This window comes from Candidatus Magnetaquiglobus sp. (assembly GCF_058402785.1).
The window spans coordinates 1-23288 of the sequence record NZ_JBZVFG010000005.1; the positions used below are offsets into that span (position 1 = coordinate 1).

Genomic DNA, 23288 nt, shown 5'->3' on the forward strand with positions numbered 1-23288 from the left:
CTGGGTCTCGTAATCCGGATTGCCGGTCAGGGTCACCGCGCCGGTCGAACCCTCGATGGAGAAGGCAAGGTAGTCATCAACCGGCTTGAGGCTGTAGGTCACGCCCGCGCTGATATCGCCCGAATCGCTGGCAATTGCCGAATAGACCACCTGACCCGCGCCGCTGTTTTCATCAATCGTGGTCGCGGTCCCGCCCGAGGTCAAAACCGGGGCCACCTCGTCCCGATTGGCGATCGCCAGGGTCACCGCCTGTTCCACCCCGGCGTTCACCCCGTCCAAGGCGATCACGGTGAAGCTGTAGCTCCCCTGGGTCTCGTAATCCGGATTGCCGGTCAGGGTCACCGCGCCGGTCGAACCGTTGATGGAGAAGGAGCCCGAATCACCACCCGCTTTCAAACTGTAAATCACGCCCGCGCTGATATCGCCCGAATCGCTGGCAACTGCCGAATAGACCACCTGACCCGCGCCGCTGTTTTCGTTAATCGTGGTCGCGGTCCCGCCCGAGGTCAAAACCGGGGCCACCTCGTCCCGATTGGCGATCGCCAGGGTCACCGCCTGTTCCACCCCGGCGTTCACCCCGTCCAAGGCGATCACGGTGAAGCTGTAGCTCCCCTGGGTCTCGTAATCCGGATTGCCGGTCAGGGTCACCGCGCCGGTCGAACCGTTGATGGAGAAGGCAAGGTAGTCATCAACCGGCTTGAGGCTGTAGGTCACACCCGCGCTGATATCGCCCGAATCGCTGGCAACTGCCGAATAGACCACCTGACCCGCGCCGCTGTTTTCATCAATCGTGGTCGCGGTCCCGCCCGAGGTCAAAACCGGGGCCACCTCGTCCCGATTGGCGATCGCCAGGGTCACCGCCTGTTCCACCCCGGCGTTCACCCCGTCCGAGGCGATCACGGTGAAGCTGTAGCTCCCCTGGGTCTCGTAATCCGGATTGCCGGTCAGGGTCACCGCGCCGGTCGAACCGTTGATGGAGAAGGATCCCGAATCACCGGTTGACTTGAGACTGTAGGTAATTCCACCGCTCACATCGCCCGAATCGCTGGCAACTGCCGAATAGACCACCTGACCCGCGCCGCTGTTTTCATCAATCGTGGTCGCGGTCCCGCCCGAGGTCAAAACCGGGGCCACCTCGTCCCGATTGGCGATCGCCAGGGTCACCGCCTGTTCCACCCCGGCGTTCACCCCGTCCAAGGCGATCACGGTGAAGCTGTAGCTCGACTGGGTCTCGTAATCCGGATTGCCGGTCAGGGTCACCGCGCCGGTCGTGGCGTTGATGGAGAAGGATCCCGAATCACCGGTTGACTTGAGACTGTAGGTAATCCCACCGCTCACATCGCCCGAATCGCTGGCAACTGCCGAATAGACCACCTGACCCGCGCCGCTGTTTTCGTTAATCGTGGTCGCGGTCCCGCCCGAGGTCAAAACCGGGGCCACCTCGTCCCGATTGGCGATCGCCAGGGTCACCGCCTGTTCCACCCCGGCGTTCACCCCGTCCGAGGCGATCACGGTGAAGCTGTAGCTCGACTGGGTCTCGTAATCCGGATTGCCGGTCAGGGTCACCGCGCCGGTCGTGGCGTTGATGGAGAAGGCAAGGTAGTCATCAACCGGCTTGAGGCTGTAGGTCACGCCCGCGCTGATATCGCCCGAATCGCTGGCAATTGCCGAATAGACCACCTGACCCGCGCCGCTGTTTTCATCAATCGTGGTCGCGGTCCCGCCCGAGGTCAAAACCGGGGCCACCTCGTCCCGATTGGCGATCGCCAGGGTCACCGCCTGTTCCACCCCGGCGTTCACCCCGTCCGAGGCGATCACGGTGAAGCTGTAGCTCGACTGGGTCTCGTAATCCGGATTGCCGGTCAGGGTCACCGCGCCGGTCGTGGCGTTGATGGAGAAGGATCCCGAATCACCGGTTGACTTGAGACTGTAGGTAATCCCACCGCTCACATCGCCCGAATCGCTGGCAACTGCCGAATAGACCACCTGACCCGCGCCGCTGTTTTCGTTAATCGTGGTCGCGGTCCCGCCCGAGGTGAAAATCGGGGCCACCTCGTCCCGATTGGCGATCACCAGGGTCACCGCCTGCGCCACCGCCTTCCCAGCCGTGCTGGTCGCCACCACCGTGAAGCCGTAGCTCCCCTTGGCTTCAAAGTCCGGATTGACGGTCAACGTCACGACACCGGTTGCGCTGTCGATCGAAAAGACCGCTGCATCCCCCACGCCGGTTTTCAGTCTGTAGGTCACGCCACTCGCAAAAGTCGTGACCACGGTGTAAACAGACACATTGGCACCGCTGTTCTCGGCAAGTGGCGTGGCGGTCGGGCCCGAAGTGATCGACAACACCGCTTCATTCACATCGGTGATCGCCAAAAAGACCGCTTTCTCGGCGACATGCCCGGCGCCATCGGTTGCTTGTACCGTGAAGGAGTAACCCGATTTGGTTTCAAAGTCCGGGTTGTCGATCAGGGTGACCGCACCGGAAAGGACGTTGATGGAGAAAGACGCGAAATCATCCACCGCTTTCAGGCTGTAGGTGACGCCCGCGCTCACATCCCCGACATCGGTCGCAAGCGCCGAATAAACCACCCGCCCCGCGCCACTCTGCTCCAATATCGACGTGGCCGTGGCGGAAGAGGTGATCGTCGGCGCCACCTCGTCGAGATTGGTGATCGCCAGGGTCACGGCTCGTTCCACGGCATGGCCCGCCCCATCGGTCGCGACCACCGTGAACGCATAACCGGGCTGCGACTCGAAATCCGGATTGCCGATCAATTGCACCGCGCCCGTCGCAGCGTTGATCGAAAAAGCCGTCGCATCGCCTCCAGCCTTGAGGCTGTAGGTAACCCCCGCACTGTAATCCTTGTTGTCGGTCGCCAACGCGGTATAGACGAACTGATTGGCGCCGCTGTTCTCGACCAGGGTGGTCGCGGTGGTACCCGAGGTGAAGATGGGCGCCACCTCGTCGAGATTGACGATCGTGATCGCCACCGCGCGTGAATCGGCGAGAAAACCATCCGAGGCGGTCACCACCAGGTCATAAACGTGATCCCCACCCACATCGGCGGGTGATTCGTAGTCCGGCGCGCTCTTGAAACGCACGGCACCCGCCGCCGAAATCTCGAACAACCCGGCATCCGCGCCGGAGAGCGACCAGACCAGGGCGGTCCCGGCATCCGGATCGCTTCCCGTCGCTTGATATACCGTGCCCGTGCCGTTCTCGACGAACGAAACAACACCCCCGGAGGTGACCGTCGGGGATTCGTTGAGGTTGGTGACCGTGACCTCGACCGACCGGGAGACCGTGGGGCGCGCACCCGTGTCCGCGGCAAATGCCCCCCCTTGATCGGTGAGGGTCACCGTGAAGGTGTAGACATGGCCGCCTACCCCGTGGCTCGGGTTCTCGAAATCCGGCGCGGACCTGAAAGACAAGGCGCCGCTTACCGGATCGATGGCAAACAGATCCGCATCCGTGCCACCGGAGATCGACCATCTCAAATCCGCATGCGCATGCACGCTGCTCGCAGCCAGGGTCTCGATCCCGGTACTGTTCTCCGCCAACGCCAGGACCAGGGGATCCGCGCCCCCTTCCCCGATTACCGGGGTCAACGAATCACGAAAATGGGAATACGCCTGTTCGACCGGAATCAGGTCGGGGATCCCCACCTCGGCCAGCAACCCCTTGAGCTGGGTATCGTTGGCAAAAGCCTCGGGCGCCAAGGTCAAATCGAGTTCGAGATTCTGGGCGTGTTCGATGGTGGCGGGCGAAATCGTGATCCCGTTGTCCGGATTGCCGTCGCTGTCCAGGGTCTGCAACAGCCGCAACAGATTGGTGAGGATGTTGTCGTTGATCGTGCCCGTTGAGCCACTCGCCAGATCGACCGGTGTGACGATCACCGAAGTACCCTCGCCGGTCAATACCTGGCCAAGCACCAGATTCCCCAGCTTGAAGACGATCTTCTCCCCCGGATGATAGGTGAAGCGTCCCTGTGCGTCGGTCTGACCCTCGATGTCGTCGGCGTAATAGGTGATGCCACCCACGGCACTGTCCAGAAAATAGCCGACGCCCACATCCGCCTGGGGGGCATCCGCCATCCGCGCCACCAGCGAAAAGGTATCCGACACTTGCGCCCCGGCCCGGTCGGTCGCGGTGATGCGCACGCTGTAACTGCCCAACTGCGCGGGGGTGATGCCATCCGCGGTCAATCGGCCCGTGGTCGCATCGAACTGCATCCAGCTCGGCAGGGGGATCTGATGTCCGTCCGTATCCACCAGGGTCGCGGTCAGGGTCAACGCTTCGTTCGGATCAACCGACTGGTCGACATCCAGAAAGGTGTTGCCGGGAACGGTGAACGCAAAAGGAGAGCCGTCCGCGAGTTGCGCGACGTAATGATCCCCCACCTGTTTGATCAGCACGGCCCGTTCGGATCGCGCGACCGCCATGGCGACCCCGTACGCGACCACCGGAGCATCGTTGACGTTGGCCACCGTGAGGCTGAAAACCTGACTGGTGGATAAATTCAGAGGATCCGTGGACGTGACCTGGATGGAGAGATTGCCGACATCGCTGTTGGAGGGCGTTCCGGTGAACCGTCCGGAGGTCGCGTCGAACTTCAACCAGGCGGGCAAGGACGCACCACCGACCAACTTCGCGCTCAAGGTGACATCCTGACCATCCGGATCCACGCTGCCACCCAGATTCAGGGTAAAAGCAACATCCTCCGCGGCCACCTGATTGGCAACGGCGGGCAGGAGCGGCGCATGGTTGATAAATGGAATCAGTTCGATCTGATACTCCCCCAAGGAGACTTTCAGAGTCTCGGGCGGAGCCGCCTTATCCGGGGTGATCTGCCTGGTGGCCTCCTCGACCTTGGCGATCGCGACCAACAGGGTTTCGGCGAACGCCTTGATCTCCGCCTGCGTCACCTTGGTTTGCAGGGTCTCCCAGGTAACCTCGCCCCCCTTTGCATCCGCACCCGGTTTTTCCTCCTTGGGCTTCTCCTCGAGCGGCTTCTCCTCGAGCGGCTTCTCCTCGGAGGGCTTCTCTCCCCCGGACTGCCCGGTGGACTCCTCGCCTTGCTTCTCCTCCTTGGTGGCCTTGGGATCGGTGGCATGATCCTTGTCCGTGGTCTGTCCGGGCTTCTCCTGCGGTTTCTCGAGTTGCTGCTGTTTCTCCGTCTCCTTGGCTCGAATCACCGCCTGGAACGACACCTGCCCCTCCAGGCGCTTCATCAACGCCTCGGGCGCCTGGAATACCGGTACCGGCGGTCCACCGCTCAGTTTGACCACGGTGGCGGTGCCCGGTTTCAACAGCACCACCATCCCTTGCCCGTGGATATCCGCGATCTCGAGAATACCGGCGTTGTGGACCACCGTGGTGCTGCCGTCGGTCACCACCTCGCCCATGAGTTCGCTACCGCGCACGCCGATTTCCGCGGTCGGGGTCTTGATCAGGGTATGTTTGCCGGCATGGAGTTGCCCGATCTGGCCACTGGCATACCGGAACGCACCGGTCAACACCGTGGCTCCGAACTGCCCCTTGGACTCCTCGGGCTTGAAGACGAACTGATCGATCAGGGCGCGAGCCGATTCACCCAACTGGAAAGTGGTGCCGTCGTTCATCACGAACTGGGCCAGGCTCTCCGCCGAGGTGGAAAGCTGATCCCCCTCCTGGATCGGATCTCCCTCCTTGAGGGAGCGAACCACCCCGTCCCTGCCCCTGGCCTCGACCGTGCCGGACATGGTGGCAACCTTGCCGACCACCTCACCGACTTCCGCCACGCCGGGTGCGCCGGGACCGGCCACCACGACCGATTGGTCCACGGAAAAGGTCAACGCCCGAACAGTCGCAAAAACAAGCGCCGAGCCATTGTCCAAAGCCAGATCCGGGGGAGAAGCAAGGGAAAAATATCCCTCGATGCGGATCATCGCGCCATCCGGGTTGGTGATCAGCAGATCCTGACCATCCTGGGTGTATTCGCCCTGGAGAAGAAAAGAGCCGTCCGGAAGGAGAATCGAGGCGGCGCCCGGCGGAATCTTGAGATGGATCTCGTGATTCACCCATGGCGCAAGGAGGGATTGCGCGACAAATCCCTGTGGCAAGAACTGTTTCATGGCGAACATCCCGCTCGTTCAAGACACGTCGTCGTCCGCCGAGCCTCTCCCCCACGGACAAGTCAATAAACAACCCACCCCCCCTCGCGTCCCATCAACGCGTCGGGGCGGCACTCCCCTCCACCGCCGGATTGCGACGCAAGACGCCGGCCTCGGTCAATTTATCCACCACCTGCTTGCTCATTCCGAACGAACGCAAAAAACCATCCAACGGCATGATCAGGCGCGAACGGGTCTCCATCTTCGGATTGTTGGCATCGGATTGGGACGGATCGAGTGTGGCCAACTCGATGCGCACGATATTGCCGGTGACGACAATATTGCCAAAAGTATCACAATAGATCTCGGAAATACTCATACGATAAGCTCCACACTGGAATCAATAACCGGATTTGTCTTGAGAAGGATCCTCCTCAAGACAAATCCACGGGACTTTTGAACAACGTTCCACGACATTTGAAAGACGACATCATGAACAAACCAAAGACCAACCGGATCAAGGAAGGGACGACTGTGACAAACCCGCCACCAGCCATATAGATGGGATGAATTATCCTGTAGATTTCTGAAAATTGCAAGCAGATTAAACAAGTACAATATTCTTGCAAAGCAAGAAATTAAAAATTAAAAGAATAAATGATCGTCTGTTAATATCGCATTATTCACCAAAAGACCATCATCAAGTAAGAAATAATCCCAATGGATTACAAAGAATGAGTTGAATCAAAATGCTCCGGAAACTCCTGCGCATATACCAAAAGATAGGCACACAACTCCCGATCCACCTCGGCGATGTGATGTTCCAGCCAGATCAGCAGAAATGAAGCCACTTCCCGGGCGATGGCCCGCTCGGCCTGGGCCGAACCGGCGTTGGCGAACCGCTCCCGAAACAACCCGACCTGTTTGACCAGCGAGCGATGCTCGTGCAGATGATCCTCCATGCCCGGAAAACCGGTGGAGCGCATGAAAGTCTCCTCGTGTTTGAAATGGGTCGCGGTGTAGCCGTTCAAACACAAAAACACCGTGGCCAGATCATACCCATCTTCCCCCTGATCCAACGAACGCAACAACTCGTGATAGATGGCGAAGATCAACTCGTGCTGGGTATCGATCGACGAACAGCCCAGACGGTATTGCGCGGGCATGAAACTGAGTCGGTTTTCCATCAAGCGCGCCTCGACAAAATAGAGAGGTTGAGCCCCCGACCGTGCCCATCCATGATGGAGGTTCCACGAAACAAAAGGGCCATGAACCCATAGAATACGGATTCATGGCCCGAATTGCAATCATTCAGATCCATGCCCAGCCTTTCTTTCCGGGCCACAACAGCCCGGATAAGCGGCCAGATTCGACCTCAAACCACCCCTTAACCGATGATGGCGTTCAGGGTGGCGCTCGGACGTTGCGCCTTGCGAACGAACGCAAAAAACCATCCAACGGCATGATCAGGCGCGAACGGGTCTCCATCTTCGGATTGTTGGCATCGGATTGGGACGGATCGAGTGTGGCCAACTCGATGCGCACGATATTGCCGGTGACGACAATATTGCCAAAAGTATCACAATAGATCTCGGAAATACTCATACGATAAGCTCCACACTGGAATCAATAACCGGATTTGTCTTGAGAAGGATCCTCCTCAAGACAAATCCACGGGACTTTTGAACAACGTTCCACGACATTTGAAAGACGACATCATGAACAAACCAAAGACCAACCGGATCAAGGAAGGGACGACTGTGACAAACCCGCCACCAGCCATATAGATGGGATGAATTATCCTGTAGATTTCTGAAAATTGCAAGCAGATTAAACAAGTACAATATTCTTGCAAAGCAAGAAATTAAAAATTAAAAGAATAAATGATCGTCTGTTAATATCGCATTATTCACCAAAAGACCATCATCAAGTAAGAAATAATCCCAATGGATTACAAAGAATGAGTTGAATCAAAATGCTCCGGAAACTCCTGCGCATATACCAAAAGATAGGCACACAACTCCCGATCCACCTCGGCGATGTGATGTTCCAGCCAGATCAGCAGAAATGAAGCCACTTCCCGGGCGATGGCCCGCTCGGCCTGGGCCGAACCGGCGTTGGCGAACCGCTCCCGAAACAACCCGACCTGTTTGACCAGCGAGCGATGCTCGTGCAGATGATCCTCCATGCCCGGAAAACCGGTGGAGCGCATGAAAGTCTCCTCGTGTTTGAAATGGGTCGCGGTGTAGCCGTTCAAACACAAAAACACCGTGGCCAGATCATACCCATCTTCCCCCTGATCCAACGAACGCAACAACTCGTGATAGATGGCGAAGATCAACTCGTGCTGGGTATCGATCGACGAACAGCCCAGACGGTATTGCGCGGGCATGAAACTGAGTCGGTTTTCCATCAAGCGCGCCTCGACAAAATAGAGAGGTTGAGCCCCCGACCGTGCCCATCCATGATGGAGGTTCCACGAAACAAAAGGGCCATGAACCCATAGAATACGGATTCATGGCCCGAATTGCAATCATTCAGATCCATGCCCAGCCTTTCTTTCCGGGCCACAACAGCCCGGATAAGCGGCCAGATTCGACCTCAAACCACCCCTTAACCGATGATGGCGTTCAGGGTGGCGCTCGGACGTTGCGCCTTGGCCACCTTGACCGGATCGGTATGGTAATACCCACCCACGTCGATGGGCGATCCCACTCCAATCTTCAACTCCTCGGAGATCGTGGCGTCATTCTGCTCGAGCGCGGCGGCGATCGGTGCGAAATGGGCCTTCAACCCGGCATCTTCGTCCTGATCGGCCAGGGCACGGGCCCAGTGCTTGGCGATGTAGTAGTGGCTGGCCTTGTTGTCCACCTCACCCACGGCACGACCCGGCGACATGTTGTTGTCGAGCAGCATGCCGATGGCATGATCCAGGGTCTTGGCCAGAACCAGGGCCTTGGAGTTGCCACGGGTATGTCCCAGATGCTCGAGCGAAGCCCCGAACGCGGAAAACTCGCCCAGCGAATCCCAACGCAGATGCCCCTCTTCCAGAAACTGCTGCACATGCTTGGGAGCCGAACCCCCGGCACCGGTCTCGAACAAACCGCCCCCCTGCATCAGCGGGACGATGGAGAGCATCTTGGCGCTGGTGCCCAGTTCCAAAATCGGGAACAGATCGGTCAGATAGTCACGCAACACGTTGCCGGTCACGGAAATGGTGTTCTGACCATCCTTCATGCGCTGCAAGGAGAAGATGGCCGCATCCACCGGCGGCAGGATGCGCAGATCCAACCCGGTGGTGTCGTGATCCTTGAGATAGACCTCGGCCTTGGCGATCAACTGGGCATCGTGGGGACGGGCCGCGTCAAGCCAGAACACCGCCGGCCAGCCGGAGAGACGGGCACGGGTCACCGCCAGCTTCACCCAGTCGCGAATCGCGGCGTCCGTGGCCTGACACATGCGCCAGATATCCCCGGCCTGCACCGCATGCTCCATCAACACGGTTCCCGCCGCGTCGATCACCTTCATCACGCCATCGGCAGGAGCCTTGAAGGTGGTGTTGTGGGATCCGTACTCCTCGGCCTTCTGGGCCATCAGGCCGACATTCGGCACGCTGCCCATGGTGGACGGATTGAAGGCGCCATGCTTCTTGCAGAAGTTGATCGTGGCGTCGTACACCCCGGAGTAACAACGATCCGGAATCACCGCCTTGGTGTCGTTGGCCTTGCCATCCGGACCCCAACCCTTGCCGCCGTTGCGAATCATGGCGGGCATGGAGGCATCGACGATGATGTCGCTGGGAACGTGCAGATTGGTGATGCCGCGATCCGAATCGACCATGTAAAGAGCCGGTCCGTTGGCGAAACAGGCCTGGATGTCCGCCTCGATCGCCTGACGCTCGGCATCCGGCAGGGTGGCGATCTTGGCAAGCAGGTCGCCGAAGCCGTTGTTGGGATCCACGCCGAGCCTGGCGATCAACGCCGCGTGCTTGGTGAACACCTCCTCGAAGAAGACCGTCACCGCGTGACCGAAGATGATCGGATCCGACACCTTCATCATCGTGGCCTTCATGTGCAACGAGAAGAGCACACCCTGTTGTTTGGCCTCCGCGATCTGCTCCTTGAGGAATGCGCGCAACGCCTGGACGCTCAGGAAGGTGCCGTCGATCACGTCATCGGTCTTGAGGGGAACCTTATCCTTCATCACCTTCACCGAGCCGTCGGCGCCGACGAACTCGATGCGGGCGTTCCCCGCCGAGGCGGCGGAGACGGTCAGGGACTTCTCGTTGCCAAAAAAATCACCGCCTGTCATGGAGGAGACATGGGTCTTGGAGTCCGGGCTCCAGGCCCCCATCTTGTGGGGATTCTTCTGGGCATAGGCCTTGACCGAAAGCGGGGCGCGACGATCGGAGTTGCCCTCGCGCAGCACCGGGTTGACGGCGCTCCCCTTGATCTTGTCGTAACGGACCTTGGCCTCGCGCTCCGCATCGCTCTGGGGATCCTCGGGATAGTCCGGAATGGCGTACCCCTGGGATTGCAGCTCCTTGATGGCCGCCTTGAGTTGCGGTACCGAGGCGCTGACGTTCGGGAGCTTGATGACGTTGGCTTCCGGGGTCTTGACCAGTTCACCCAATTCGGCCAGATCATCGGGTTGTCTTTGGGCTTCGGTGAGATTTTCCGGGAAACTGGCGATGATGCGTCCGGCCAGGGAGATATCCTTGGTGCCGATGGTGATGCCGGCGGCGCGGGTGAAGCTCTGGAGAATCGGCAGGAACGAGCCGCTGGCCAATTCCGGCGCTTCATCGACCTTGGTGTAAATGATATCCGGTTGTGACATCGATTGTAGCTCCTTGACTCTGTGAATCTGCTGTGACGATTGGATCGACCAGGAAATGGACTTGAATCCGCGTGGGGGCGACGACCCCGGAACGGAGTGCATCTCCTGCCGCTTGGAACCACCGGAGGGCGACTCCGGGGGGACTCTCGGATGGCGCCGGCATGCTCTGGATCCCCATCTCCAAAAAACCGCGCGCCGCTTGGGAAGGAAGGTTCTTCATGCCAGGGAGGAGCCCCCTCTCTCCCAGCCAACGCGAACTCGAAAAGCCCGCGTCGGAATTCAACCAGAACAGTGTTGAGCCCCCATCAATACCGTGGAATTCCCGAAGGGAGGTCCATGGTAAGGGGAGTGAGGGGGGAGTTCCCCCCATCATGCCAAGTTACCGTAAAACTCCCGCCAGGGAGGTCCACGGTCGGAGGGATCCCCCATCCTGCAAGTGCGACCCCTGGAATCTCCGAAGGGAGATTCCAGGGGCGATTCACGACCATTAGACGATCAGGGCCACGATCAGCAGAGCCACGATGTTGGTGATCTTGATCATCGGGTTGACCGCCGGACCGGCGGTATCCTTGTAGGGGTCGCCCACCGTGTCACCGGTGACCGCCGCCTTGTGGGCGTCGGAACCCTTGCCGCCGAAGTTGCCCATCTCGATGTACTTCTTGGCGTTGTCCCAGGCGCCACCACCGGTGGTCATGGAGATGGCCACGAAGATGCCGGTGATGATGGTACCCATGAGCACGCCGCCCAGGGCCTGGGGCCCGAGCAGGAAGCCGACCAGCACCGGAACCAGCACCGGCAGCAGCGAGGGGACGATCATCTCGGCGATGGCGGCTTTGGTCAGCATGTCCACGGCCTTGGAATAGTCCGGCTTGCCGGTCCCTTCCATGATGCCTGGGATTTCGCGGAACTGACGACGCACCTCGATCACGACGGCGCCCGCCGCGCGACCCACCGCCTCCATGCCCATGGCGGCGAAGAGATACGGCATCATGCCACCGATGAACAGGCCGACGATGACCATGTGATCGGAGAGGTTGAAGGTGATGCCTTCCACGAAGCGTCCGAGTTCATGGGTGTAGTCGGCGAAGAGCACCAGGGCGGCCAGACCGGCGGAACCGATGGCATACCCCTTGGTGACGGCCTTGGTGGTGTTGCCGACCGCATCCAACGGATCGGTGATGTCACGGATCTCGGAGGGCAGTTCGGCCATCTCGGCGATGCCGCCGGCGTTGTCGGTGATCGGGCCATAGGCGTCGAGGGCGACGATGATGCCGCTCATGGAGAGCATGGAGGTGGCGGCCACGGCGATGCCGTAAAGGCCGGCCAGATCATAGGCGGCGACGATGCTGGCGCACACCGCGATCACCGGGGCGGCGGTCGCCTTCATGGAGACGCCCAGACCGGCGATGACGTTGGTGCCGTGGCCGGTCTCGGAGGCCTTGGCGATATCGCGCACCGGTTGGAACTCGGTGGCGGTGTAGTATTCGGTGATCATCACCATGGCGGCGGTCAGGGCCAGGCCGATCATGGCCGCTCCGTAGAGCCCGCCGACGCTGTACATGCCGTTCTTGCCCATGATCCACATGGTGATCGGCAGGAAGGTGACCGCGGCGATGATGCCGGAGACGATCAGACCACGATAGAGCGCGGTCATGATCTTCTTGCCCGGAAGATACTTGACGAAATAGACACCCACGATGGAGGCGATGATCGAGACGCCGCCCAGAACCAGCGGATAGATCACGGCATTGCCGAACGTCGGCATGACCAGGGCGCCCAGCAGCATGGTGGCCACCACGGTCACGACATAGGTCTCGAACAGGTCGGCGGCCATGCCGGCGCAGTCGCCCACGTTGTCGCCCACGTTGTCGGCGATCACCGCCGGGTTGCGCGGGTCATCCTCGGGGATGCCGGCTTCGACCTTGCCCACCAGGTCCGCGCCCACATCCGCGCCCTTGGTGAAAATGCCACCACCCAGACGGGCGAAGATGGAGATCAGCGAACCACCGAAGGCCACGCCCACCAACGGCTTGAGAACCATCGCCATGGTGGTTCCGCCGGCGAGCTTCAACAGCAGCCAGAAGAAGATCGCAACCCCCAGCAGACCCAGACCCACCACCAGCATGCCGGTGATGGCGCCACCGCGGAAGGCCACCTGCAGGGCGGCATCCAGACCGTTCTTGGCCGCCTCGGCGGTGCGCACGTTGGCCTTGACCGAAATGCCCATGCCGATGAAGCCGGACAGACCGGAGAGCACCGCGCCCACCACGAAACCAAGCGCCGTGGCGACATCCAGGAACATGGCCATCAACATGAACAGCACACCACCCACATAACCGATCGTGGTGTACTGACGCTTCATGTAGGCACGCGCCCCCTCCTCCACGGCTCCGGCGATCTCACGCATCCGGTCCGTTCCGGTGGGCAGGGCCAAAATCCACTCACGGGTCTTCCACCCGTATGCCACTGCGCCTATTCCGCACAGTATCGAAAAGAACAACGCCCCCATCGATATTTCCATAGCCTCAAACCCCTTATCCGAAAAATGAGTTTTCATTCCCGCTCGCGCGGGTTGTGTTACGTGTCAAAGGCTGTTCGGCAAATGCCAAACAGCCGACGCGAGCCATTCATGGCCCGCCCAATTGCGCAGCCATTTGAGAAGCACGAATCGTTATTTTTCTGATTCGTGCCGGTTTGGTGATTCCATGCCGGGAACCACCAAACCGCCTCTCAGAGAGAAGGGAGCCAACCCCTCTCGCCCCACCTTCCCATCCCGCAGGGGAGATGCACGGTAAGTTCGCGCGCCGCAGGCCGGATTCGGTCCAACCGCACGCGACTTGGCTCCGTCAGCCGATGATGGCGCACAGGGCATCGAACACGACGTTCATGTCCTGCATGCCGTCCACAACCTTGATCTCGCCCTTGCCGCGATAGAAATTCAGCACCGGCGCGGTCTGGGCATGATAGACGGTCAGACGGTTGCGCACCGTCTCCTCGGTGTCGTCCGCGCGGGTGACCAGGGCGCCGCCGCACTTGTCGCAAACATTCTCGACCGCCGGAGCCTTGTGCTCGATGTGATACCCCTCGCCGCACTTGCCGCAGGTGCGGCGTCCGGTGATGCGGGAGACCAGAGCCTCGTCGGCGGCGGTGATGTCGATCACCTGATCGATCTTCAGCCCCCGCTCGGTCAACATGGTGTCCAGCGCCTCGGCCTGGCCGACGGTGCGCGGAAACCCGTCCAGAATGAAACCTTTGGCGCAATCCGCCTCGCCGATGCGATCCCCGATGATGCCAACCACGATCGCGTCGGTCACCAGACCGCCGCTCTCCATGGCCGCCTTGGCCTGGAGGCCGACCGGGGTGCCGGCCTTGACCGCCGCGCGCAGCATGTCACCGGTGGACAATTGCGGAATGCCATACTTTTCCGCGATGCGCCGCGCCTGAGTGCCCTTGCCGGCACCAGGAGGGCCCATAAAGATCAGATTCATGCGAAACTCCTTTGGATACAATGAACAATCACGTGGCTGAAACAAGTCGGACAAACGACGATAAACGATATTGATTTCAATCAATTGTAAAGTTGACAAATTTTTTCGATACTAAACCATCCTGGCGTGCTTGTCATACCCTAAAATGATTTTTTCGCCAATTTTTCCACCATCCCGACGCGTCCTCTCACGAATGCTCGCGGGTATGCGCACCCAGACGCGCCATCAAGCTCCGGTCGATCCGCTCGGGTATCGGCTTGATGCCGCCCATCCAATCCAGAAGATCCGCATCCGACTCCTCGAGCAACTCTAAAAACCCGGCACAAGCCCGGTCATCCAGCCCGGCGAGTTCGCGCTCCAGAAAACGCTCCAGAATGCGCTCCATCTCGGCCATCGACCGCCTCCCGGCCAGAAAAGCCAGCCGCCGCCGTGCCGCAACGAGATTCACATCGCCATCCATACCCATCGGATCCCTTGGCCCCAGATCCCGCTACTCTCCGTCGAAGACCGGAAGATCCCGCACCCAGTCCCGACCGGGAATCGTCTCGCCCCCCCAGGGCGGTTTGCCGTAGTACAACGCATCGTCGGTGCAGACGTGATGGTACTCGGCGTGATGGAAATTGGCCTTGCGAAAATCCACCCCCCGCAGATCGCACGAGATGAAACGGGTCGCCTCGAGCGAAGACTCGCGCATCTGGGCTTGGGAGAGGTTCGCGCCGGTGAAATCGGCCTGATCCAGATTGGTCTGGAGCATCTGCGCCTTCACCAGCACCGCGTTGCGGAAATCGATGCGCGGCATGGTGCTCAAAAAAAACGATGCCTCCGTGGCATCCGCCCCCTCCAGGGAGCATTGATCCATCTCCACCCTCTGGAACAGGGCGTGCGGCATGCGGGTTTCACGCATGGTGACGCGGAAGAATTGCGACTCCACCACATGGGCGCCGGTCAGATCGCAGCCATCAAGATTGACATCGCTCAGCACCCCGCCGGAAAGATTCACCCCGGAGAGGTTCATGCCGGACAGATCCACGCCCGCGATGTGAATGAAGGAGAGGTCCGCGTCACGCAAGGAGCCGTCGGCGTGACCGAAGGCTTCCATCAAGGCGGTTTTGGTGACGAAACGTTGCATGCGAATTCGTTAATATTAGAAATATCAAGTTGATTGACCCTGTACTACAGACACTTTAACACAGGTTCCACACACCGTCCATGGTATCTGGCAAACAAAACACCACGAAAATCGCGAGATCCTCCGATGATTCGGTCCGGGGGCGATCACCACCCCCGGACCGGCAATCAACAACCCAACGACATCACCTCACGGACGGTACAGATTGACGATCTTGTTCCGATCATAATCCGGCGTGCCGTTGACCATCTTGACGATGGCGGACAAACGCTCGTCCAGGGTTTCGCGCTCCACCTTGTACAACAACCCCATCGGACGATGCCCCTCGCCATCGCCGCGGGCGATATCCATGGCCGCCCCCAGATCGGTGACATCGTGACCCTCGGGGATCTCCTTCATCAGATCGCGATAGTACTGGATCGTGTCGATGCGGTTGTAGGTGACGCACTGGGAGTAGAGGTTCACATAGGAGAAGCCCTTGTGCTCCAGCGCCCCCTTGATCAGATCCGCGCACACCTTGGGCTTGCCGGCAAAGGCCTGGGCGACATACGTGGCCCCATAGGTGAGCATGTACAAGAGCGGATTCATCGGATCATCCGGACCGCCATACGGGGTGGTGTAGGCCTTCAACTCGCGGCGAGAGGTGGGCGAATACTGACCCTTGGTCAGACCGTAGATGCCATTGTCGAACAAGATGTAGGTCATATTGACGTTGCGGCGCGCCATGTGCGGCATGTGACCGCCACCGATGGCGAAGCCGTCGCCGTCGCCGCCGGTGATGCACACCAGCAGCTCCGGACGGGCCAGCTGCACGCCCGTGGCCACCGGTCCGGCGCGACCATGCAGGGTGTGCATCTTGTAGGACTGCATGAAGTACGGGGTACGCGACGAGCAGCCGATGCCCGAAACGTTCACCAGATTGGTCGGATCCACGCCCAACTCGGAGAGGGCGCGCATGATCCCGTTCAAAATGCCGTGATGGCCACAGCCCGGACACCACACCACATTCACGTCCGACTTGTAATCCTTCGGCGCCATTTCCTTTTTGTGCAACGCGGCGATGGACATTACAGCACCTCCTTCACTTTATTCACGATCATCGCGGGATTGAACGGCAGACCCCCGCAGACGGTGTAGGGAATGGGACGGATGGACGTCTCCGCGCGGATGAAATGGGACAACTGACCCTGGAAGTTCACCTCGGGCACGAGGATCTTCTTGCAGGTTTTGGCAAAGGCTTCATACTGTGCCACCGGCATCGGCCACATCAGCTTGGGATAGAACCCCTTGACCTTGTAACCGTCGGCGCGCAGACGGGCGATCGCCTCGCGGGCCACGCCGATGGTGCTGCCCCAGGTGATGATGCCCACATCCGCCTCGCCGTCGCCGTCGATCTCGACCGGCTTGTAGTTCTCGGCCAGGCCCTGGATCTTGCCGAACCGCTTGCGATGCATCGCCTCGTGGTTGTCCGCCGACCAGGACGGAGAGCCACTCGGGCCATGCTCCAGACCGGTGGCGATGTGCTCGCCACCCGGCGTGCCGGGATCAGCCATCGGCGACACCAGGTCATCGGTCATGGCGTAACGCTGATACTTCCCCTCGCCATCCCAACGCTTGCGGGTGACGATGGTGTAGCTGTCCGGCTTGGGAGCCGGGATCGTCTGGGTGGAGAAGGCCAGCGAGCCATCGGAGAGCAGAATCACCGGGCATTGGAACTCCTCGGCCAGATTCAGCGCATCGACGGTCATGTCCACGCAGTCCTTCACGTCCTCCACCGACAGCACCACGCGCGGCGCATCGCCGTGGGTGCCGTGGATGGCCAGGAACAGGTCCGACTGCTCGTGCTTGGTCGGCAGACCCGTGGAGGGACCGCCGCGCTGCACGTCCACCACCAGCGTGGGGATCTCGCCCATCGAGGCCATGCCCAACAATTCGCTCATCAGCGACAGGCCCGGACCCGAAGTGGCGGTCATCGACTTGCGACCCGCATACGAGGCACCCAACACCTGGGCGATCGAGGCGATCTCGTCCTCGGCCTGAACCAGGGTGCCGGTCAACTTCGGGATGTGGGTGGCCACAAACTTGGCGATCTCGGTGGCCGGCGTGATCGGATAGGCGGAGTAGAACTCCAGGCCGCCCAGAATCGCGCCCATGCCCACCGCGTCGTTGCCGGAGATGATGATCACATCCTTGGGATCCACGGCATCGGCCACGCGCCAGTTGTCCACCTTCTGGATCGCGGCGCCCAACTCCTTGCCCTTTTCGAAGGCCTTGAGGTTGAAGCCGAGGATCTCTTCGCCCTTCTTCTTGAATTTGTTGGTCAGAACCTGCCGCAGGGTCTCCTCGTTGATGTTGAAGAGGACCGACAGCGCGCCCATGGCCACCATGTTCTTGGAACGGTACGAGCCCAGATCCTTGGCCGCCTGAGACATCGGCACAGGATAGCCGATCACCCCTTCCGGAATCTCCGGCTCGAAGTCGCCGCCCGGATAGTCGTACACGAAAGCGGTTCCCGGTGTCAGGAGATGCTTGTTGAGTTCATAGGCCTCGCCGTTGAACGCGCAGAAGACATCGAAGGTGTCGCCCTGATTGTACACCCGTTCGGAGCTGACCCGAACCTGGTACATGGCGTAACCACCCTTGATCTCCGCCGGGAAGGTCTTGAAGGTGTAGACCTCCAACCCCGCCCGCGCGCAGGCCGCGGCCACGAAGTCACCGGTGGAAACGATACCCTCGCCTCCCTCTCCGGCGACCCGGATGATCAGGTCATTTGCTTTGGACATCGAGCGTTCCTCTCCTTGCTTGAAGTATGGCCGTTCCGACGCTCCCGAGCCGGAACGGCACTTGAATCAAACTACCCCCTCATCGACTGCTTGACGACGACACCCATTTCGGCGGGTGAACGGGCGATGTGAACACCCGCCATTTCCAATGCTTCGAACTTTTCAGCGGCGGTCCCCTTGCCACCGGAGATGATCGCGCCGGCATGACCCATGCGCTTGCCCTTGGGCGCGGTGGCACCGGCGATGAAAGCGGTGACCGGCTTGGTCATGTGCTCCTTGATCCAGGCTGCGGCCTCCTCCTCGGCGGTCCCGCCGATCTCACCGATCATGATCACCGCCTCGGTCTGCGGATCGTCCTGGAACATCGACAGGCAGTCGATGAAATTGGTGCCGTTGATCGGATCGCCGCCCAGGCCCACGCAGGTGCTTTGACCCAGCCCGACCGCCGTGGTCTGTGCCACCGCCTCGTAGGTCAGGGTGCCGGAACGCGACACCACGCCGACGTTGCCCACCTTGTGGATGTGACCCGGCATGATGCCGATCTTGCAGGCGCCCGGCGTGATCACGCCCGGACAGTTCGGCCCCACCAGACGAGTGGCGCCACCGGACAGAAACCGCTTCACCTTCACCATGTCGAGCACCGGGATTCCCTCGGTGATGCAGACCACCAGCTTCAAGCCGGCGTCCGCGGCCTCCATGATGGCATCCGCCGCGAAGGGCGGCGGCACGAAGATCACCGACGCATCCGCGCCGGTCTCGCGCACGGCATCGGCCACGGTGTTGAACACCGGACGATCCAGATGGCGCGTGCCCCCCTTGCCTGGCGTCACGCCGCCGACCAGTTGGGTGCCGTAGGCGATCGCCTGTTCGGAGTGGAAGGTCCCGTTGGCCCCGGTGAAACCCTGGCAGATCACACGGGTATTCTTGTCAACCAGAATGCTCATCGAAAACCCTCCTTATTGAATGGCCGCCACCACCTTGGTGGCGGCATCGTCCAAGTCATCTGCGGGAATGATCGCCAAACCCGACTTTTTCAAGATCTCCTTGCCCAGATCCACGTTGGTGCCGGCGAGGCGCACCACCAACGGCACCTTGACATCGACCTTGCGCGCGGCGGCCACCACGCCATCGGCGATCACGTCGCACCGCATGATGCCGCCAAAGATGTTGATCAACACACCCTTGACGCTGGAATCGGAGAGAATCAGTTGCAAGGCTGCGGTCACCGACTCGGTGGTGGCGCCGCCGCCCACATCCAGGAAGTTGGCCGGCGCGGCCCCCTTGAGCTTGATGATGTCCATGGTGGCCATGGCCAGACCGGCGCCGTTGACCATGCAGCCGATGGAGCCCTCCAGGCTGATGTAGTTGAGTTCATGCCGCGAGGCTTCGACCTCGAGGGGATTCTCCTCGTCCAGATCGCGCAACTCGCGGATATCCGGATGACGATAGAGCGCGTTGCCGTCGAAGTTCATCTTGGCATCCAGCGCCATCACGTCCCCGTCCCCGGTGACCACCAGAGGATTGATCTCGGCCAGGGAGGCGTCGGTGGCGACGAAGGCGTTGTAGAGGGCGGTCATGAACTGCACACCCTTGTTCACCTGCGGACCCACCAGACCCAGCCCAAAGGCCAGATTGCGCGCCTGATACGCCTGGAAACCGACCGCCGGATCGACGGCCTCCTTCAGGATCTTCTCCGGCGTGCGGGCCGCCACCTCTTCGATCTCCATGCCGCCCTCGGTCGAGGCCATCATGGTCACGCGCCCGGTGGCGCGATCGATCACCATGCCGAGATAAAGCTCACGGGCGATGTTGCACCCCTCCTCCACATAGATCCGCTTCACCTCCTTGCCCGCCGGACCGGTCTGCTTGGTGACCAGCGTCATGCCGAGCATGCGCCGGGCCTCCTCGCGCACCTCGTCCACGCTCTTGACCACCTTCACGCCACCGCCCTTGCCACGGCCACCGGCATGGATCTGCGCCTTGACCACGAACACGGAGGAACCCAACGCCTTCGCACCGGCCACGGCCTCGTCCGGGGTGAAGGCCACATGACCCCGCGGGACTTTCACCCCGAAACCGGCCAAGATCTTTTTTGCTTGATATTCATGAATATTCATAGTCTCTCACCTGTTTCGCTCCAACGGTCAATGTCCACACGCCCTGCCTCACGCAGTCCCTAGATGGGAGTCACCCTCCCGTAAGCCGGCAACAAGCGCGGCGAGGTTCCGCCCGATTGTTTTCCGACCGCCTCCAACTGTTCCAGAAACGCCTCCAGATGGCCCAATCCCGGTTCGGTGGGGTCCTTCACCCCCGCCGCGAAGGCTGCGGCGGAGGTCCCGGCGCGCCGTCCGAAGACCAGGATCTCCAACAAGGCGTTGCCCATCAGGCGATTGCGTCCATGCACCCCCCCGGTCACCTCCCCCGCCGCGAACAACCCCGGCATGTCGGTGCCACCGTTCGGCCAGATCACCACGCCCCCGTTCTGATAGTGCAGGGTCGGATAGGCCAGCAACGGCACCTGGCGGATATCCAAGCCCATACGCAGATACTCCTTGAAGCGTCCGGGAAACTCCTTCTCGATGGTCCCGCGTCCGTGGATCAGGTCGATCATCGGGATATCCAGCCACACCCCGACCCCGCCGCCCGGCACGTTCACCCCGTTCCCGAACTCCGAACACTCGCGAATGATGGCCGCCGAGGTGACATCGCGGGGCTCCAGGCTGAAGACGAACTCATCCCCATGCCGGTTCAGGAGTTGCGCTCCCAGACCTCGAAACTTCTCGGTCAGGAGCAGTCCGGCCAGCTTCTCCGGAAAGGCCACCCCGGTGGGGTGGTACTGACTGCTGCGCAAATCGCGCAACGGCACCCCGGCCCGATAGGCCAACACCAGACCATCCGCCGTGGCGCCGTGGTGGTTGGAGGTCGGGAAGCCGCTCAGGTGCAGCCGCCCCATGCCACCGGTCGCCAGGATCACCGCCCTGGCGGTCACCACCAGCGGACGTCCGCTCGGTAACTGTTCAAGCACCGCGCCGGCAGCCCGTCCGTTGTCGTCGGTCAAAAGCTCCACTGCCGGCGCGAACGGCAACACCGTGATCCCCTTGAGACACTCCAGACGATCCTTCAGGACCCGCATCATCTCCAGGCCGGTGACATCCCCAGCCGCGTGCAACCGCTTGCGCGAAGTGCCGCCGCCGTGTCGCACCTTCATCCGCCCGGTGGGGTACTTGTCGAAGAGCATGCCCAACTCTTCCAACCAGCGCAGTACCGCCGGCCCCTCGGAGACCAGCGCCTCCACCAGGTCCGGATCGCTGCTGAAATGCCCGCCACCCATCACATCCAGAAAATGTTGCGCCGGCGAGTCGCATTCGTGATCCGCCACCTGCATGCCGCCTTCGGCCATCACGGTGTTGGAGTCGCCCAGGCGCAGTTTGCTGGCCATCAGCACCCGGGCGCCCGCCTCCGCAGCCACGATGGCCGCCGCCACACCCGCACCGCCGCCACCGATCACCAGTACGTCGGTGGTCATGTCCACCGCGAGAGGTCGCTCCGCCGTCTCGTCCAGCAACCGTTGCACCACCGGACGGGGACGCGCCTCGAGCAGCGCCAGAATCTCCAGGGAAACCGAACTCCCCTTGGACGGCCCCACCGAGAGGATGCCGAACCCCTCCTCGCGATGGTCGGGATGAAACTCCCGCAGCAGCGCCCTCCGGTCGGACAGGGAGAGCTGTTCGATCCCCTCGCCCATGCGGCGACGGTCCAAACGCTGATCGCGGGTCCGCTGCACCATGCGGATCGACTCGCGCAACGACTCGGGAAACGGTTGCAGATGAGCGATGGACATGGCGGCTCTTATAACAACGTCCGGTCCTCGGGCAACCAGGTGCCCGGAGGGGATTCGTCCGGTTCGCGCTCCCGACGCAGATAAAGCGCCTGGAACTCCATGGAATCCATGCGCCGCATCCAGCGGAAGATCGCGGCGAAACGACCGGAATCGACCTTTTCGACCATGCGGGTCAGATGCTCGGCGCGGGGCTCCTGATGGGCGCCCAGCCAGCGTCGCGCGGCCAGGGCCGCATTCGGCTGCGAGATGCTCGCCGGACAGCGGATCACGCACAACTGACACTGAATGCAGGTGAACGACTCCCGCGCCGCGGATTTGAGGTCCCCCCGTTTGATCATGCCCACATAGCCCATGACATCAAGGTCCATGGGACACATGCGCACACACTCACCGCACATGACGCAGTGGTTGACTTCCGGGTAGAGCCGCAGGACGTGATGCGCCGGTGTCTCATCCTCTGGGAGTTCCAGGCGGTGCGGTTGTTTTTTGACCGGGACGTGCGGCAGAGGGAGAATTTCCATGCCATCGAGTACCGTCTGCTGGCACATCAGGCCAGCGGACATGGCATGCGTCTGGGATGGCACCCGAAAAAGAACCGCGCAAGCCCCGCAGACGCCCCCCCGACATCCAACCCCGCGCACCGGACCGATTCCCACTGCCTCGAGAGCGGAGAGAATGGTCTTGCCGGACGGGACTTGCAACCATGTTTCGTCGTAACGGATCGCGACCGTGGACGATGTTTGCAGCGTATTATTCAATGATCCGCCATGACCTGTTCGAGGTCGGCTTTATTCCATAAACCCGATTAATCGTCCATAATTCATTTATATCCGACCAAACGCCAAAAGAATGCCATGATCCGGCACGAGGATCAAGGTCACGCAGAATTTTTTACCGTGGAACTCCCGCAAGGGAGGTACACGGTGGGGGGTGAGGGGGTTCTCCCCCATCCCGCCAGTTTACCGTGGAACTCCCGCAAGGGAGGTACACGGTGAGGGGTGAGGGGGTTCTCCCCCATCCCGCCAGTTTACCGTGGAACTCCCGCAAGGGAGGTACACGGTGAGGGGTGAGGGGGTTCTCCCCCATCCCGCCAGTTTACCGTGGAACTCCCGCAAGGG

General features: G+C 61.0%; 16 protein-coding genes. All 16 read right to left on the reverse strand.

What is annotated here, in order from left to right; translation table 11 throughout:
• Positions 1–6114 (reverse strand): cadherin domain-containing protein (locus tag ACV4UY_RS02825; RefSeq protein ID WP_491606146.1); only part of this gene is annotated, 6114 nt, incomplete at its 3' end.
• Between the two features lie 94 nt (positions 6115–6208).
• Positions 6209–6472 carry a hypothetical protein gene (locus ACV4UY_RS02830; RefSeq protein WP_491606147.1) on the reverse strand — a complete coding sequence of 88 codons (264 nt, stop codon included), beginning with the start codon at positions 6470–6472 and terminating at the stop codon, positions 6209–6211.
• Positions 6473–6818: 346 nt separating this feature from the next.
• Entirely contained in the window at positions 6819–7280 is a 462-nt protein-coding gene (locus ACV4UY_RS02835; protein WP_491606148.1) for a bacteriohemerythrin, read from the reverse strand.
• A gap of 217 nt (positions 7281–7497) precedes the next feature.
• The gene (locus ACV4UY_RS02840; protein WP_491606149.1) at positions 7498–7698 is read right to left on the reverse strand and encodes a hypothetical protein; all 201 of its coding nucleotides are present in this window, start codon (positions 7696–7698) and stop codon (positions 7498–7500) included.
• 346 nt (positions 7699–8044) lie between these two features.
• Positions 8045–8506, reverse strand: a complete 462-nt coding sequence (locus ACV4UY_RS02845) for a bacteriohemerythrin (RefSeq protein WP_491606148.1) — start codon at positions 8504–8506, stop codon at positions 8045–8047.
• Between the two features lie 200 nt (positions 8507–8706).
• Positions 8707–10929, reverse strand: coding sequence for an NADP-dependent isocitrate dehydrogenase (locus ACV4UY_RS02850; RefSeq protein ID WP_491606150.1), 2223 nt, complete (start codon positions 10927–10929; stop codon positions 8707–8709).
• A gap of 487 nt (positions 10930–11416) precedes the next feature.
• Positions 11417–13450: a sodium-translocating pyrophosphatase gene (locus ACV4UY_RS02855; RefSeq protein ID WP_491606151.1), complete on the reverse strand. Its 2034-nt coding sequence runs from the start codon at positions 13448–13450 to the stop codon at positions 11417–11419.
• Positions 13451–13775: 325 nt separating this feature from the next.
• Positions 13776–14417: an adenylate kinase gene (locus ACV4UY_RS02860; protein WP_491606152.1), complete on the reverse strand. Its 642-nt coding sequence runs from the start codon at positions 14415–14417 to the stop codon at positions 13776–13778.
• 187 nt (positions 14418–14604) lie between these two features.
• The gene (locus tag ACV4UY_RS02865; RefSeq protein WP_491606153.1) at positions 14605–14865 is read right to left on the reverse strand and encodes a succinate dehydrogenase assembly factor 2; all 261 of its coding nucleotides are present in this window, start codon (positions 14863–14865) and stop codon (positions 14605–14607) included.
• A 42-nt stretch (positions 14866–14907) separates the two neighbouring features.
• The gene (locus tag ACV4UY_RS02870) at positions 14908–15546 is read right to left on the reverse strand and encodes a pentapeptide repeat-containing protein (RefSeq protein WP_491606154.1); all 639 of its coding nucleotides are present in this window, start codon (positions 15544–15546) and stop codon (positions 14908–14910) included.
• Between the two features lie 189 nt (positions 15547–15735).
• Positions 15736–16614, reverse strand: a complete 879-nt coding sequence (locus tag ACV4UY_RS02875) for a 2-oxoacid:ferredoxin oxidoreductase subunit beta (RefSeq protein ID WP_420904427.1) — start codon at positions 16612–16614, stop codon at positions 15736–15738.
• Positions 16614–18329, reverse strand: a complete 1716-nt coding sequence (locus ACV4UY_RS02880; RefSeq protein ID WP_491606155.1) for a 2-oxoacid:acceptor oxidoreductase subunit alpha — start codon at positions 18327–18329, stop codon at positions 16614–16616. Before ACV4UY_RS02880 ends, ACV4UY_RS02875 begins: the two co-directional genes overlap by 1 nt.
• Before the next feature lie 71 nt (positions 18330–18400).
• A complete protein-coding gene (sucD, locus tag ACV4UY_RS02885; RefSeq protein WP_491606156.1) occupies positions 18401–19273 on the reverse strand; it encodes a succinate--CoA ligase subunit alpha in 873 nt (290 codons plus the stop codon).
• A 12-nt stretch (positions 19274–19285) separates the two neighbouring features.
• The gene (gene sucC / locus ACV4UY_RS02890) at positions 19286–20446 is read right to left on the reverse strand and encodes an ADP-forming succinate--CoA ligase subunit beta (protein ID WP_491606157.1); all 1161 of its coding nucleotides are present in this window, start codon (positions 20444–20446) and stop codon (positions 19286–19288) included.
• 59 nt (positions 20447–20505) lie between these two features.
• The gene (locus tag ACV4UY_RS02895) at positions 20506–22170 is read right to left on the reverse strand and encodes an FAD-binding protein (protein WP_491606158.1); all 1665 of its coding nucleotides are present in this window, start codon (positions 22168–22170) and stop codon (positions 20506–20508) included.
• Positions 22171–22178: 8 nt separating this feature from the next.
• Positions 22179–22928, reverse strand: coding sequence for a 4Fe-4S dicluster domain-containing protein (locus ACV4UY_RS02900; RefSeq protein WP_491606159.1), 750 nt, complete (start codon positions 22926–22928; stop codon positions 22179–22181).
• Positions 22929–23288 lie beyond the last annotated feature (360 nt).